Raw genomic sequence first — 14,885 nt, 5'->3', positions numbered from 1 at the left:
TCCCACCGATGACCGTCGAGATCCAGCGCGGCCGCAATCCGCTGCGCGATCCGGACGACCGTCGCCTGAACCGCATCGCCGGTCCGAGCGCGCTCGTCATCTTCGGCGTGACAGGCGACCTGTCACGCAAGAAGCTCATGCCCGCCGTCTACGACCTCGCCAACCGGGGGCTGCTGCCGCCCGGCTTCGCGCTGGTCGGCTTCGCCCGCCGCGACTGGGGTGACGACGACTTCGCGCAGGTGGTGTACGACGCGGTCAAGCAGCACGCGCGCACCCCGTTCCGTGAGGAGACGTGGAAGCAGCTGCTGCAGGGCATCCGGTTCGTGTCCGGCGAGTTCCACGACCCTGAGGCGTTCCGGCGCCTGCGGGAGACCGTGCACACCCTCGATGTCGAACGCGGCACGATGGGCAACCACGCCTACTACCTGTCGATCCCGCCCAAGGACTTCCCGCTCGTCGCCAAGCAACTGAAGGCATCCGGGCTCGTCGACGACAGCTCCGCCGGCGACTCGAGCTGGCGCCGCGTCGTGATCGAGAAGCCCTTCGGCAGCGATCTGCAGACGGCACGTGCGCTGAACGAGGCGCTGGAAGTGGCCTTCCCCGCCGACTCGATCTTCCGCATCGACCACTACCTCGGCAAGGAGACGGTGCAGAACATCCTCGCGCTGCGCTTTGCCAATGAGCTGTTCGAGCCGATCTGGAACCGCAACTACGTCGACCACGTGCAGATCACCATGGCCGAGGACATCGGCGTGGGCGGTCGCGCCGGCTACTACGACGGCATCGGCGCGGCGCGCGACGTCATCCAGAACCACCTGCTGCAGCTGCTCGCGCTGACCGCCATGGAGGAGCCGATCTCGCTGGATGCCACGCACCTGCGTGCCGAGAAAGAGAAGGTGCTCGCCGCGGTGCAGCTGCCCGAGGACCTCGCCACGGCGGCGGCCCGGGGTCAGTACGCCGGCGGCTGGCAGGGTGGCGAGAAGGTCACCGGCTTCCTCGACGAGGACGGTATGGATCCGGCATCCACGACCGAGACGTATGCCGCGCTCAAGCTGGAGATCGCGACGCGCCGCTGGGCTGGAGTGCCGTTTTACCTCCGCACCGGCAAGCGGCTGGGGCGGCGGGTCACCGAGATCGCCGTGGTGTTCAAGCGGGCTCCGCAGCACCTGTTCCTGCGCAACCAGACCACCGAACAAGGTCAGAACGCGCTTGTCATCCGGGTGCAGCCCGACGAGGGCGTGACGATCCGGTTCGGCTCGAAGGTCCCGGGGGCTGCCACCGAGGTGCGCGACGTCACGATGGACTTCGGCTACGGCCACGCGTTCACTGAGTCCAGCCCCGAGGCCTACGAGCGACTCATCCTCGATGTGCTGCTGGGTGACCCGCCGCTGTTCCCGAGGCACGAAGAGGTCGAGCTCAGCTGGCAGATCCTCGACCCCGTCGAGCAGTACTGGGCAGCGCAGGGCGGACCCGTCGAACAGTATTCCCCCGGTTCCTGGGGCCCGCCGTCGGCGGATGAACTGCTGGCCCGCGACGGCCGCGTCTGGAGGCGCCCATGATCGTCGATCTGCCCGACACCACCGTGTCGCAGGTGGCCCGCTCCCTCGTGAAGGTGCGCGAAGAGGGCGGCGCCGTCGCGCTCGGGCGCGTACTGACGCTCGTCATCGCCACCTCGCACGGCTTGCAGGAGGACGCGATCGAGGCGGCCAACGACGCCTCGCGCGAGCACCCCATGCGCGTCATCGTGCTGATCAGCCGTCGCGAAGGCGACGCGCGCCTGGACGCCCAGATCCGCGTGGGCGGCGACGCCGGAGCCAGCGAAGTGATCGTGCTGCGTGCCTACGGCGACGCCGCCAGCAACCCCGACAGCCTCATCACGGGGCTGCTGCTGCCTGATGCGCCGGTGGTCGCGTGGTGGCCGGATCACCCGCCCACCGTCCCGGCGGAGTCGGACATCGGCCGCATCGCGCAGCGCCGCATCACAGATGCCTCGACGAAGCCCTACTCCAGCGACCGGTTGTCCGCCTTGGGCCGCACCTACGCCCCGGGCGATACCGACCTCGCCTGGACGCGTCTGACGCACTGGCGCGAGCAGCTGGCTGCCGTGCTGGACCAGCCGCCCTACGAGCCGGTGACGGCCGTGGAGGTCGTCGGGGCCGGCAGCTCGCCGTCGACCGCGCTGCTGGCGGCATGGCTGCGGCTGATGCTCGATGTGCCCGTCACGTGGCGGTACGCGGCACCGGAGGAGTGGGACCACGGCATCCACTCGGTGCGTCTCACACGGGCCTCCGGCGACATCCTGCTGGAGCGCACGAACGACGTGGATGCATGCCTGGCCCAGCCGCAGCAGCCCGCGCACGACATCGTCCTGCCCCGCCGCACGCTGCGTGAGTGCCTCGCCGAGGAGCTGCGAAGGCTCGATCCGGACGTCCTGTATGGTCGTGTAATCACGGAGGGCTGGGATCTGCTCGGCCCCGCCGTGACACGGGAGTCACATGGCTGAGTTCTACGCCGAGAAACGGGTGGTCGTTCGCCCCGACCCCGCACACGTCGCACGATCGGTGGCATCCCGCTTCCTCTCCCGCCTGACCAAGCGCGGGCGCGACGGCTTGGTGACTCACGTGGCACTGACCGGTGGCGTGATGGGCACAGCGGTGCTGCGCGCGATCGCCGAGCATCGTAAGCGCGGCGGCGTGAACTGGTCGCTGGTGCACTTCTGGTGGACCGATGAGCGGTTCGTCCCGCGCGACAGCGACGAACGCAACGAGAAGCTGGCGTCGACGATCCTGTTCGACCACATCGACGTGCCGACGGAGAACATCCACGCCTTCCCCGCGTCCGACGCGGGCATCGACCTGGACGGCGCCGCCGAGGCATACGAGCGCGAGCTCGCGCGCTTCGCCGACGACGAGGTCGGCAATCCATGGCCGACGTTCCAGATCGCATTCCTGGGCGTGGGGGCCGACGGCCACATCGCGTCGCTGTTCCCCGATCGCCCGGAGATCCAGATCACCGATCGGGCCGCCGTGGGCGTGCGGGACTCCCCCAAGCCCCCGGCTGAGCGCATCACGCTCACCCGTCCGGTCATCAACTCATCGGCACGCGTGTGGCTCGTGCTCGCCGGGACCGACAAGGCATCGGCGCTCGGCCTGGTGCTCGCCGGGGCCAGCTACGACAGCGTCCCCGCTGCCGGGGCCAAGGGCCGCAAGCGCACGATCATCTTCGTGGACGAGGCCGCTGCCTCCCAGGTGCCGCCAGAGCTCATCGACGGCGAGTACTGAAGAAGGGGTTGCCGCAAGGCATCCCCTTCTTCGTGTGACCGCGCGCCACAGTTTCGGAGTTCGGCAGTACTTCGGAGCCGAAGCCCGGAACCGCTCCGAATTCGTGGCGTTCTCCGAAGTTGCGGCGCGGGACAAGCGCGGGAACGAGAGAAGGGGATGCCGCAAGGCATCCCCTTCTTGGTACGACCGTCAGGTCACAGACCTCGGCGTTCGCGAAGCTGAGTGAGTGCGTCGTCGAGAAGCGTCACTGCCTCTTCGTCGGTGCGACGCTCTTTGACGTAAGCGAGGTGGGTCTTATACGGCTCGGCCTTGGCCAGAGCCGGCGGGTTCTCCTTGTCGCGCCCCGCGGGAAGACCCGAGTGCGGGGAGTCGATCGTCTCGGGGATCTCCTCCTCGGTGATGCCGGCCGCGAAGTAGCGCACCGTCTCGTTGCCGAGAGCGTCCCAGTACGAGACCGAGACGCGGTCGGCGTGGAAGCCGTGATCCTGCTCGCCCATCGGGCCCGCACCCACGCGCGTACCGCGGATCGCGTTACCACCTGTAGCCATGTCAGATTCCCTGGAACTTGGTGATCAGGCCGAGGGCCACGATCGAGACGAACCACGCGAGCGCGAGGATGACGGTGAACCGGTTGAGGTTGCGCTCAGCCAGCCCGGAGGAGCCCATGGCCGACGTCATGCCGCCGCCGAACATGTCGGACAGCCCGCCACCACGCCCCTTGTGAAGGAGGATGAGGAGGGTCAGCAGGAGGCTGGTGATACCCAGCAGCACCTGAAGGGTGAACTCGAGGATTGGCACAGTCTTGGAAGCCTTTCGCTGCGATCCCTGCGGGCCGCACAGGGATCGAGTATACCGGTGCCGTTTCGCCTTAGTCGCACCCCTCGCTCAACGACCGCGAAAATCGCGGCCGCTGAGCGAGGAAGCGTGACGAAACGTGCGGGGGGTCAGACCCCGACGTGCTTCTGGAAGCGGATGATCGCCGAGAACTCATCCACCAGCAGACTGGCGCCGCCGACGAGTGCACCGTCGACGTCGGGCTCGCGCATGAAGCTCGCGATGTTGCCTGATTTCACCGAGCCGCCGTAGAGCACACGCGTGCGCTGTGCCGCGTCGGCCCCGAGCTTGGCAGCGATGACGGCACGAAGCTTCGCGCAGACCTCCTGCGCCTGCTCCGGGGTGGCTGCCTGGCCGGAGCCGATGGCCCAGACCGGCTCGTAGGCCACGACGATGTCGGCATCCGCCGGGAGCGACTCGAGCGCGACCTCGAGCTGACCGACCGGCACCGCACTGGCGCCATGGGTCTCGAGGTCCTCGGCCGTCTCGCCGACGCAGATGACCGGGACCAGCCCGTGCCGCAGCGCCGCCTTGACCTTCGCCGCCACGACCTCATCGGTCTCGGCGTGGTACTGCCGGCGCTCCGAGTGGCCGATGATGACGTACCTGCAGTCCAACTTGGCCAGGAATGCGCCCGAGATCTCCCCGGTGTATGCCCCGGAGTCGTGCGCGGACAGGTCCTGTGCACCCAGCTGGAAAGCGATCTTGTCGGCATCCAGCAGCGTCTGAACGGCGCGCAGGTCGGTGTACGGCGGGAAGACCGCCACCTCGACGCTGCCGTCCTCGTGCTTGGCGTCCTTCAACGTCCACGCAAGCTTCTGCACGAACGCGATCGCCTGCAGGTGATCGAGGTTCATCTTCCAGTTGCCTGCGATGAGGGGCGTACGGTTCACTGCCATCCGAGGATCTCCAGTCCGGGCAGGCGCTTGCCCTCAAGGAACTCCAGGCTCGCCCCACCGCCGGTGGAAATGTGCCCGAACTCGTCGTCGGCGAAGCCGAGCTGACGCACTGCCGCAGCCGAGTCGCCGCCGCCGACGACCGACAGGCCCTCGACTTCGGTGAGCGCCTTGGCGACGGTCTTCGTGCCGGCGGCGAATGCCGCCATCTCGAACACGCCCATGGGGCCGTTCCAGAACACCGTCTTGCTGCTGCGGATCGCGTCGGCGAACAGCTCCGCGGTCTTCGGTCCGATGTCCAGACCCATACCCTCGGCACCGAACGGGGTGTCCTCGAGCGAATCGGCGTCGGCCACGACGTGGTCGGCGTCTGCCGAGAAGGATGCCGCCACGACGGCGTCCACGGGCAGCACGATCTCCACGCCGCGCTCGGCGGCCTGCGTGAGGTAGCCGCGGACGGTTTCGAGCTGGTCCTGTTCCAGGAGGCTCTTGCCGACCTTGTGGCCCTGTGCGGCCAGGAAGGTGTACATCATGCCGCCGCCGATGCACAGCTTCTGCACCCGAGGCAGCAGGTGCGCGATGACGCCCAGCTTGTCGCTGACCTTCGACCCGCCCAGCACGACCGTGTAGGGCCGTTCGGGGTTCTCGGTGAGGCGGTCGAGGACGTCGACCTCCTTCTCGATGAGGTACCCGGCCGCGGACGGCAGGATCTCGGCGAGGTCGTAGACCGAGGCCTGCTTGCGGTGGACGACGCCGAACCCGTCGGAGACGAGCACGTCGCCCAGTTCCGCGAGCTCCTCGGCGAAGGCGCGGCGAGCCGCGTCGTCCTTCGCCGTCTCACCCGGGTTGAACCGCAGGTTCTCGATGATCGCGACGTCGCCGTCTTCCAGCGCCGCGACGGCGTCGTGCGCCGACGGGCCGACGGTGTCGCGAGCGAACGCGACGGGCTTGCCCAGCAGTTCGGACAGCCGCTGTGCCACCGGGGCCAGCGTGTACTTGTCGTCGGGGGCGCCGGCGGGGCGGCCCAGGTGCGAGCACGCGATGACACGCGCGCCCTGGTTGATCAGATGGTTCAGCGTGGGGAGCGCGGCCCGCACGCGGCCATCGTCCGTGATGACTCCGTCCTTGAGAGGAACGTTGAAGTCAGCACGAACGATGACGCGCTTGCCAGCGAGCGAACCCAGCGAATCGAGGGTGCGCAGAGTCATGATCAGAGCTTGTCGGCGACCAGCTTGGTGAGGTCGACCAGGCGGTTCGAGTAGCCCCACTCGTTGTCGTACCAGCCGACGATCTTGACCTGGTTGCCCATGACACGGATCAGGCCGGCGTCGAAGATGCACGAGTGCGGGTCGGTGACGATATCGCTCGAGACGATCTCGTCCTCGGTGTACTTCAGGATGCCCTTGAGGGGACCCTCAGCGGCGGTCTTGAATGCAGCCTTGATCTCCTCGACCGTGACACCATCGCGGGTCTCGATCGTGAGGTCGGTGGCCGAACCGGTGGGCACCGGCACGCGCAGCGCGAAGCCGTCGAGCTTGCCCTTGAGCTCGGGCAGCACGAGGCCGATGGCCTTGGCTGCACCGGTCGAGGTCGGCACGATGTTCACGCCTGCGGCGCGGGCGCGGCGCAGGTCCTTGTGGGGACCGTCCTGCAGGTTCTGGTCCGCGGTGTACGCGTGGATGGTGGTCATGAGACCACGCTTGATGCCGAACGTGTCGTTGAACACCTTCGCCATGGGGGCGAGGCAGTTCGTGGTGCACGAGGCGTTCGAGATGATGTGGTGGTTCGCGGGGTCGTAGTCGCCCTCGTTGACGCCCATCACGAACGTGGCGTCTTCACCCGATGCCGGTGCCGAGATGAGCACCTTCTTGGCGCCGCCGGCGATGTGCTTGCCCGCATCCTCAGCGTTGGTGAAGCGGCCCGTCGACTCGATGACGATGTCCACGCCCAGCTCGCCCCAGGGGAGGTTCGCAGGGTCGCGCTCTTCGAAGACCTTGATCTTCTTGTCGCCGACCGTGATGGAATCGGCGTCGTACGACACGTCGGCGTCGAGGCGGCCGAGGATGGAGTCGTACTTCAGCAGGTGCGCCAGAGTCTTGTTGTCGGTGAGGTCGTTCACCGCCACGATGTCGAGGTCAACACCCTGCGCCATTGCGGCGCGAAGGTAGTTGCGTCCGATGCGGCCGAAGCCGTTGATACCGATCTTGACAGACACGATGTCTCCCGTTTCCGTCGCGCCGGCCGCGCCTTGTCGGCGCTCCAGTCACGCGATCTCTCTAGACAGAAAGGATGCCCTCTCCAGACAGAGAGGATGCCGGAATCCCGCCCCGTTCCCAGGAGGATTCAGGCATCCTCACCTGTCTTCGACACTACAGCAGACCGGCGGTCTTCTCACGAGCAGTCGTGAACCGCTCGGCCACGTTGGCCCAGTTCGCGATGTTCCAGAACGCCTTGACGTAGTCGGCGCGCACGTTGCTGTAGTCGAGGTAGTACGCGTGCTCCCAGACGTCCAGCAGCAGCAGCGGCACAGTTCCCGCGGCCAGCTGGTTCTGCTGGTCGAAGAACTGCTGGATGATCAGGTTCTCACCCAGCGAGTCCCAGAACAGCCCCGCCCAGCCCGATCCCTGCACGCCGAGCGCGGCAGCGGAGAAGTGGGCCTGGAACTTGTCGAACGAGCCGAAGTGGTCGTCGATCGCGGAGGCCAGATCGCCGACGGGCTTGTCGCCACCGTCCGGCGAGAGGTTCGTCCAGAAGATCGAGTGGTTGACGTGTCCGCCGAGGTTGAACGCGAGGTCCTTCTCCAGCTTGTTCACGTTCGCGAAGTTGCCGGTCTCGCGGGCCTCCGCGAGCTGCTCGAGCGCCGTGTTGGCCCCCGTCACATAGGCCTGGTGGTGCTTGTCGTGGTGCAGCTGCATGATCTTGCCGCTGATGCTCGGCTCGAGCGCGGCATAGTCGTAGGGCAGCTCGGGCAGGGTGTATTTCGCCATGTTCGCTTCTTCCTGTCGGCGCCGCGCCGAAGTCCTCAGCGCGGAGTGGGGACGTGGATCATCCTAGTGAGCGGCAACACCGCGGGCACGGGGTTGCTTCCCGGTGCGACAGGGGGTAACGAAAGGTCAGTCTTCGTCGCCGGCCGGCACAGCCGATTCGGTGTCGGGGATGCCGTCCACTTCGGCCTTCTTGTCCGCCATGGCCAGCAGGCGCCGGATGCGGCCGGCGACGGCATCCTTGGTCAGCGGCGGGTCGGCGTGGTGACCCAGTTCGTCCAGGCTCGCGTCCCGGTGGGCCAGGCGCAGCTCGCCGGCCTGCTTCAGGTGCGGCGGGACCTCGTCTCCGAGGATCTCCAGCGCGCGCTCGACACGTGCGCACGCAGCGACTGCGGCCTGCGCGGAACGGCGCAGGTTGGCGTCGTCGAAGTTGACGAGCCGATTGACCCCGGCGCGCACTTCGCGGCGCTGACGCAGCTGCTCCCACTCGCCGGCGGTGCGCACGGCACCCATCTCGGCCAGGGCGGCACGGATCGCTTCGCCGTCACGCACCACCACACGCGGCACGCCGCGCACTTCGCGCGCCTTCGCCGCGATGCCGAGCCGGTGTGCGGCGCCCACGAGCGCCATGGCAGCTTCGCCGGACGGGCAGGTGATCTCCAGCGCCGCGGAGCGACCCGGGTCGCTCAGGGTGCCTGCAGCGAGGAACGCACCGCGCCAGATGGCGGCGAGGTCCGGACGGGCACCGGTGGTGAGCTTGTTGGGAAGACCGCGCACCGGACGGCGGCGCTGATCGAGCAGACCCGTCTGGCGTGCCAGTGTCTCGCCGCCCTCGATGACGCGCACGGCGAAGTGCCCACCGGCGCGACCACCGGAGGCCTGCACGTGGGCGAGCTCGGGGCGCACGCCGTAGATCTCCATGAGGTCACGAGCCACCCGACGGGCCAGGCCGTCGGACTCCAGTTCCGCCTCGACCGCGACACGGCCGGCGATGGAGTGCAAGCCGCCGGAGAAGCGGAGCAGCGCCGTCAGTTCGGCAACGCGCGCCGTGGGGCGCGGATCGCGGATGGCGGCCAGCTCGGCCTTCACGTCAGCGGTCAAAGGCACGGGATTCCTTCCAAGAGAGCGCAGGGGACGATCGTCCAGCCTACTCCCGGCCGAGGTCCCGATGCTTCACACGTACCGCGACACCGGGCAACGAAGCGAGCCGGCGCGCGAGTTCTTCGGCGGTCGCGACCGACCGGTGCTTGCCGCCGGTGCACCCCACCGCGATCGTGGAATGCGGCTTGTTCTCCCGCTGAAAACCGGCGAGGACAGGCTTCAGCGCGGTGGTGTACGCATCGAGGAACTCCTTGGCGCCGTCCTGCGAGAAGACGTAGTCGCGCACCTGCTCGTCCTTGCCGGTGAGCGCCTTGAGATCTTCCACCCAGAACGGGTTCGGGAGGAACCGCATGTCCGCGACCAGATCGGCATCCGCCGGTAGCCCGTACTTGAAGCCGAAGCTCATGACGGTGAGGGTGTGCCGCGCGGCGCCCTCCGCGGAGAAGAGATCCACGATGCGCGTCGCGAGCTGGTGGATGTTGTTCTGCGAGGTGTCGACGATGAGATCGGCACTCTCCCGCACGCGCGCCAGACGCACCCGCTCGCGATGGATGCCGTCCAGCAGCGTGCCCTCGCCCTGTAGCGGGTGGGGGCGGCGAACCGATTCGAAGCGTCGCACCAGCACGTCGTCGGAGGCGTCGAGGAACAGCACGCGCAGGTGACGGCCGTCGCGCAGCGCCTGGGTGATGCGAGGCAGCTCCGTGAACAGGTCGCGGCCGCGCACATCGACGACGGCGGCGACCTTCGGCAGGGAACTGCCGGCCAGCTCGCTGAGCTCCAGCAGCGGCCGCAGCATCTGCGGCGGCAGGTTGTCCACGACGTACCAGCCGAGGTCCTCGAGCGCGTTCGCGGCGGTCGTGCGACCCGCCCCGGACATGCCCGTGACGATAAGGACCTCACCCGCGTCCTGCGTGCCCGCCATCAACCGACCCCCGTCGTCGGTACCAGCCTACCGGCGGGCAAGGTGCTCGTGGACCGTCGCGGCGAGCTTGGGACCGATGCCGGGCAGCTCGGCGATCTCCTCCGGGGTGGCATTGGTGAGGGCTGCGACGGAGCCGAAGTGACGCAGCAGCGACTTGATGCGCGTCGCTCCCAGCCCTGGAACCTCGCTGAGCACGCTCTGGATGTCGCGTCGGCGGCGTTTGCGCTGGTGCGTGATGGCGAACCGGTGCGCTTCGTCCCGCAGCCGCTGCAGCAGGTACAGCGCCTCGGAGGTGCGGGGCAGGATCACCGGGAACTCCTCCCCCGGCAGCCACACCTCCTCGAGGCGCTTGGCGATGCCGCACAGCGCGATCTCCTCGTGCCCGGCATCGGCCAGCGCCCGCGCGGCGGCTTCCACCTGCGGCTTGCCGCCGTCGACGACGAGCAGCTGCGGGCGATAGGCGAACCGCGGCTTCTTGCGCGCCGGCGCGACCACTTCGCCGTCCGCCGTCGGCTCCGGCTCGGGCTCGTCCTGTTCCTCGGGCCGGTCCAGGTAGGCCACGCGGCGGGTGAGCACCTGGTAGATCGAGTCGGTGTCGTCGGTCGTCTCCGGCACGCCGAACGTGCGGTACTGGTCCTTGCGGGGCAGGCCGTCCTCGAAGACGACCATCGAGGCGACGACGTTCGTGCCGCCGAGGTGCGAGACGTCGAAGCACTCGATGCGCAGCGGCGCCTCGGTCAGCTCCAACGCCTCCTGCAGGTCGGTCAGCGCCTGCGAGCGGGCGACGTAGTCGCTCGTGCGCCGGGTCTTGTACAGCATGAGCGCCTGCTGCGCGTTGAGCGTCGCGGTCTTCATCAGGTCGGCCTTGCGGCCGCGCTGGGCCACCTGGATCGACACGCGCTTTCCTCGCCGGTCCTGCAGCCACTCCTCGAGGTCTGCCGCGTCTTCCGGCATGGTCGGCACCAGCACCTGGCGCGGGATGTCTGCGGGCGCGGCATCCCCGTAACTGCGCTGCAGCACCTGATCGACCAGGTCGGCGCCGGAGATGTCGATCTCCTTCTCGATCGTCGTGGCGCGCACGCCGCGCACGCGCCCGCCCCGGATCACGAAGTGCTGCACGGTGGCGGCCAGTTCGTCCTCGGCGATGCCGAACAGGTCGGCGTCGGTGTCGTCCGCCAGCACCAGGGCGCTCTTGCCCAGCACCGCCTCGATCGCCTGCAGTTTGTCGCGGTACACGGCAGCCGCTTCGTAGTCCATCGCCGCGGCGGCTTCCTTCATGCGGGCCGTCAGCGACCGCGCGAAGCGCTGGTCGCCGCCCGACATGAACGCGACGAAGTCGTCGACCATCGCCCGATGCTCTTCGATCGTCACCTTCATCGAGCAGGGTCCGCCGCACCGCCCGATCTGCCCCGGGAAACACGGCCGGCCGCTGGCCATCGCCTTCTTGTACGACGAATCCGAGCAGGTGCGGATCGGGAAGACCTTGATCATCAGGTCGATCGTGTCGTGCACCGCCCACACCTTGGGGTAGGGCCCGAAATACTTCGCCCCCGGGATGCGACGGTTGCGCGTGACGATGACCCGCGGGGCCTCGTCGGCGAGGGTGACCGCCAGGAACGGGTAGGACTTGTCGTCCCGGTAGCGCACGTTGAACGGCGGATCGAACTCCTTGATCCACATGTACTCCAGCTGCAGCGAGTCCACGTCACTGGCCACCACCGTCCACTCGACGGATGCCGCGGTGGTGACCATGCGTCGGGTGCGCTCGTGCAGGGTGTGCAGCGGGGCGAAGTAGTTCGACAGCCGGGCGCGCAGGTTCTTGGCCTTACCGACGTACAGCACCCGGCCCGCGGCGTCACGGAAGCGGTAGACGCCGGGGTTGGTGGGGATCTCCCCCGGTTTCGGTTTGTACGCGACGGTCGGAGCAGAGCGCGCCATGCGCTCAGCCCGCCTTGCGGACCGCCTGCGCGTCCCCGAGCACTTCGGCCAGGAACGTGCCGGTGTGGCTGCCCGCGGCACGAGCGACCTTCTCGGGCGTGCCGGTGGCGACGATCTGACCACCGCCGGACCCACCCTCGGGTCCCAGGTCGATGACCCAGTCGGCGGACTTGATGACGTCGAGGTTGTGCTCGATGACGATGACCGTGTTGCCCTTGTCCACGAGACCGTTCAGCACCTCGAGCAGGCGACGCACGTCCTCGAAGTGCAACCCGGTGGTGGGCTCGTCGAGCACGTAGATGCTGCGGCCGCTGGAGCGGCGCTGCAGCTCGGTGGCCAGCTTCACGCGCTGCGCCTCACCGCCGGAGAGGGTCGTGGCCGACTGACCGAGCCGCACGTAGCCGAGCCCCACCTCGACCAGGGTCTTCAGGTACCGGTGGATCGACTGGATCGGCTCGAAGAACTCGGCGGCCTCGGAGATCGGCATCTCGAGCACCTCGGCGATGTTCTTGCCCTTGTAGTGCACCGCGAGCGTGTCGCGGTTGTACCGCTTGCCGTGGCACACCTCGCAGTCGACGTACACGTCGGGGAGGAAGTTCATCTCGATCTTGATGGTGCCGTCGCCGGAGCACGCGTCGCAGCGGCCGCCCTTGACGTTGAAGCTGAACCGGCCGGGCAGGTACCCGCGCACCTTCGCCTCCGGGGTCTCGCTGAAGAGCGTCCGGATGCGGTCGAACACACCGGTGTAGGTCGCCGGGTTCGACCGCGGCGTGCGACCGATGGGCGCCTGGTCCACGTGCACGACCTTGTCGAGGTCGTCCAGACCGGTGACGCGGGTGTGCTTGCCTGCCACGCGACGCGCGCCGTTGAGGCGGGTCGCGAGCACTTCGTAGAGGATGCCGTTGACCAGCGAGGACTTGCCGGATCCGCTGACGCCGGTCACGGCCGTCATGACACCCAGCGGGAACTCCGCCGTGACGTTCTTGAGGTTGTTCTCGCGCGCGCCGACCACCGAGATCATGCGCTTCTTGTCGATCGGGCGCCGCTTGGTGGGCGTCGGGATGAAGCGGCGTCCGGACAGGTAGTCCGCCGTCAGCGACGAGCGGTCCTCCAGGAGGGATGCCAGCGGGCCGGAGTGCACGACGTAGCCGCCGTCCACGCCGGCGCGCGGGCCGATGTCGACCACCCAGTCGGCGGCGTGGATGGTCTCTTCGTCGTGCTCGACGACGATGAGGGTGTTACCCAGGCCCTTCAGCTTCAGCAGCGTCTCGATCAGTCGGCGGTTGTCCCGCTGGTGCAGGCCGATCGACGGCTCGTCGAGCACGTACAGCACACCGGTCAGGCCCGACCCGATCTGCGTGGCGAGCCGGATGCGCTGCGCCTCACCGCCGGAGAGCGAGCCCGCCGCACGGCTGAGCGTGAGGTAGTTCAGTCCCACCTGGATGAGGAAGTCCAGCCGCGCACGGATCTCGCGCAGCACCGCCGCGGCGATCTGCGCCTCGCGTTCGGTGAGCTCGAGCGTGGCGAAGTACTCCTGCGCCTCGGCCAGGCTCAGCCGCGATGCGTCGGCGATGGAGTGGCCGTGCACCAGCACCGCGAGCACCTCGGGCTTGAGCCGGTCGCCGTTGCAGACCTGGCAGGGCACCTCGCGCAGGTACTCCGACCAGCGCTGGCGCTGCGAGTCGGTCTCGGCCTGCGCGTACTGGCGCTCGATGTAGGGGACGACACCCTCGAAGCCGGAGGCGTAGCGCATCTCACGGCCGTAGCGGTTCTTCCATGAGACGGTGACCTTGTAGTTCTCCCCCCGCAGCACGGCATCCTTGATCTCCTGCGGGAGCTTGCGCCACGGCGTGTCGAGCGAGAACTTCAGGTCGCGGGCGAGACCCTCCAGCAGGCGCTCGTAGTACTGGTAGAGCCCCTTGCCCTGCGTCGTCCAGGGGATCAGCACGCCCTGACTGATCGACAGGTCCTCGTCGCCGACCATGAGGTCGACGTCGACAGACATCTTGGTGCCGAGCCCGGAGCAGGCCGGGCACGCACCGAACGGCGCGTTGAAGGAGAAGGTACGCGGCTCGATCTCGGTCAGCTGCAGGGCGTGCCCGTTGGGGCACGACAGCTTCTCGGAGAAGGACTGCCAGGCGTCGTCGCCCTCGTGGTCGACGAAGTTGACCTGCATGATGCCGCCGGCCAGGCGCAGCGCGGTCTCGACGGAGTCGGTGATGCGGCTGAGGATGTCGGGGCTGGCGACCAGGCGGTCGACGACCACGGCGATGTCGTGCTTGTAGCTCTTCTTGAGCTTCGGCGGCTCGGCCAGCTGCACCAGGTCACCGTCGACCACGGCGCGGGCGTAGCCCTTGGCGCTGAGCTCTTTGAAGAGGTCGGCGAATTCGCCCTTCTTCTGCGTCACGACGGGGGCGACGATCTGGTAGCGGGTGCCGTCGGCGAGTTCCATCAGCTGGTCGGCGATCTGCTGCACCGTCTGTCGCTGGATGCGTTCGCCGCACTCGGGGCAGTGCGGCACCCCGATGCGCGCCCACAGCAGTCGCATGTAGTCGTGGATCTCCGTGATCGTGCCGACCGTGGACCGCGGGTTGCGGTTGGTCGATTTCTGATCGATCGACACCGCCGGGCTCAGCCCCTCGATGAAGTCGACGTCGGGGCGGTCGACCTGGCCCAGGAACTGCCGCGCGTAGGAGCTCAGCGATTCGACGTAGCGACGCTGACCCTCGGCGAAGATCGTGTCGAATGCGAGGCTGGACTTACCCGACCCCGACAGCCCCGTGAACACCACGAGCGCATCGCGAGGGATGTCCAGGTCGACGTTCTTCAGATTGTGGACGCGGGCGCCGCGAACGCTGAGCGTTCCGCTGGAGTTTCCGGGCGCGGGGACAGAGACGATGGGCACCATCCAAGTCTAGGTCGGGCCTCG

The 14,885-nt window shown here is 68.2% G+C and carries 13 protein-coding genes; 3 read left to right on the top strand and 10 right to left on the bottom strand.

Annotated elements, in window-relative coordinates:
* Positions 1–8 precede the first annotated feature (8 nt).
* The 3 genes from zwf to pgl are packed head-to-tail and all read left to right on the top strand — an operon-like array spanning position 9 to position 3,281.
* A complete protein-coding gene (gene zwf, locus NQ151_RS00570) occupies positions 9–1,559 on the top strand; it encodes a glucose-6-phosphate dehydrogenase (RefSeq protein WP_257509969.1) in 1,551 nt (516 codons plus the stop codon).
* The gene (locus tag NQ151_RS00565; protein WP_257526686.1) at positions 1,556–2,503 is read left to right on the top strand and encodes a glucose-6-phosphate dehydrogenase assembly protein OpcA; all 948 of its coding nucleotides are present in this window, start codon (positions 1,556–1,558) and stop codon (positions 2,501–2,503) included. Before zwf ends, NQ151_RS00565 begins: the two co-directional genes overlap by 4 nt.
* A complete protein-coding gene (pgl, locus tag NQ151_RS00560) occupies positions 2,496–3,281 on the top strand; it encodes a 6-phosphogluconolactonase (protein ID WP_257509971.1) in 786 nt (261 codons plus the stop codon). The genes NQ151_RS00565 and pgl overlap by 8 nt, the downstream gene beginning before the upstream one ends.
* Before the next feature lie 194 nt (positions 3,282–3,475).
* Here pgl and NQ151_RS00555 read toward each other — a convergent pair whose 3' ends face one another.
* The 10 genes from NQ151_RS00555 to uvrA form a co-directional block, all read right to left on the bottom strand.
* A complete protein-coding gene (locus NQ151_RS00555; protein ID WP_257509972.1) occupies positions 3,476–3,829 on the bottom strand; it encodes an RNA polymerase-binding protein RbpA in 354 nt (117 codons plus the stop codon).
* 1 nt (position 3,830) lies between these two features.
* Positions 3,831–4,079, bottom strand: coding sequence for a preprotein translocase subunit SecG (gene secG / locus NQ151_RS00550; RefSeq protein WP_257509973.1), 249 nt, complete (start codon positions 4,077–4,079; stop codon positions 3,831–3,833).
* 146 nt (positions 4,080–4,225) lie between these two features.
* Positions 4,226–5,014, bottom strand: coding sequence for a triose-phosphate isomerase (gene tpiA / locus NQ151_RS00545; RefSeq protein WP_257509974.1), 789 nt, complete (start codon positions 5,012–5,014; stop codon positions 4,226–4,228).
* A complete protein-coding gene (locus NQ151_RS00540) occupies positions 5,005–6,219 on the bottom strand; it encodes a phosphoglycerate kinase (protein ID WP_257526685.1) in 1,215 nt (404 codons plus the stop codon). Before NQ151_RS00540 ends, tpiA begins: the two co-directional genes overlap by 10 nt.
* 2 nt (positions 6,220–6,221) lie before the next feature.
* Positions 6,222–7,226, bottom strand: coding sequence for a type I glyceraldehyde-3-phosphate dehydrogenase (gene gap / locus NQ151_RS00535; RefSeq protein ID WP_257526684.1), 1,005 nt, complete (start codon positions 7,224–7,226; stop codon positions 6,222–6,224).
* 154 nt (positions 7,227–7,380) lie between these two features.
* Entirely contained in the window at positions 7,381–7,998 is a 618-nt protein-coding gene (locus tag NQ151_RS00530; RefSeq protein ID WP_257509977.1) for a superoxide dismutase, read from the bottom strand.
* Positions 7,999–8,124: 126 nt separating this feature from the next.
* Positions 8,125–9,102, bottom strand: a complete 978-nt coding sequence (whiA, locus tag NQ151_RS00525) for a DNA-binding protein WhiA (protein ID WP_257509978.1) — start codon at positions 9,100–9,102, stop codon at positions 8,125–8,127.
* A gap of 40 nt (positions 9,103–9,142) precedes the next feature.
* A complete protein-coding gene (gene rapZ, locus NQ151_RS00520) occupies positions 9,143–10,018 on the bottom strand; it encodes an RNase adapter RapZ (RefSeq protein WP_257509979.1) in 876 nt (291 codons plus the stop codon).
* A gap of 27 nt (positions 10,019–10,045) precedes the next feature.
* Complete coding sequence (gene uvrC, locus NQ151_RS00515) at positions 10,046–11,956, bottom strand: excinuclease ABC subunit UvrC (RefSeq protein WP_257509980.1); 1,911 nt, start codon at positions 11,954–11,956, stop codon at positions 10,046–10,048.
* 4 nt (positions 11,957–11,960) lie between these two features.
* Positions 11,961–14,864 (bottom strand): excinuclease ABC subunit UvrA, encoded by a 2,904-nt coding sequence (uvrA, locus tag NQ151_RS00510; protein WP_257509981.1) that lies wholly within the window; start codon positions 14,862–14,864, stop codon positions 11,961–11,963.
* Between the last annotated feature and the right edge of the window lie 21 nt (positions 14,865–14,885).

It is taken from the genome of Microbacterium sp. zg-YB36 (assembly GCF_024623575.2).
Lineage (GTDB): Bacteria > Actinomycetota > Actinomycetes > Actinomycetales > Microbacteriaceae > Microbacterium.
The sequence above is the reverse complement of the archived record's forward strand: the minus strand, read 5'-3'. Positions and strand labels throughout refer to the sequence as shown.

Excerpts from the sequence above, each read along its gene's own strand:
- NQ151_RS00555 (WP_257509972.1), bottom strand. The coding sequence starts at position 3,829 with ATGGCTACAGGTGGTAACGCGATCCGCGGTACGCGCGTGGGTGCGGGC.
- uvrA (WP_257509981.1), bottom strand. The coding sequence starts at position 14,864 with ATGGTGCCCATCGTCTCTGTCCCCGCGCCCGGAAACTCCAGCGGAACG.
- NQ151_RS00540 (WP_257526685.1), bottom strand. The coding sequence starts at position 6,219 with ATGACTCTGCGCACCCTCGATTCGCTGGGTTCGCTCGCTGGCAAGCGC.
- zwf (WP_257509969.1), top strand. The coding sequence starts at position 9 with ATGACCGTCGAGATCCAGCGCGGCCGCAATCCGCTGCGCGATCCGGAC.
- rapZ (WP_257509979.1), bottom strand. The coding sequence starts at position 10,018 with ATGGCGGGCACGCAGGACGCGGGTGAGGTCCTTATCGTCACGGGCATG.
- tpiA (WP_257509974.1), bottom strand. The coding sequence starts at position 5,014 with ATGGCAGTGAACCGTACGCCCCTCATCGCAGGCAACTGGAAGATGAAC.
- NQ151_RS00565 (WP_257526686.1), top strand. The coding sequence starts at position 1,556 with ATGATCGTCGATCTGCCCGACACCACCGTGTCGCAGGTGGCCCGCTCC.
- NQ151_RS00530 (WP_257509977.1), bottom strand. The coding sequence starts at position 7,998 with ATGGCGAAATACACCCTGCCCGAGCTGCCCTACGACTATGCCGCGCTC.
- uvrC (WP_257509980.1), bottom strand. The coding sequence starts at position 11,956 with ATGGCGCGCTCTGCTCCGACCGTCGCGTACAAACCGAAACCGGGGGAG.
- pgl (WP_257509971.1), top strand. The coding sequence starts at position 2,496 with ATGGCTGAGTTCTACGCCGAGAAACGGGTGGTCGTTCGCCCCGACCCC.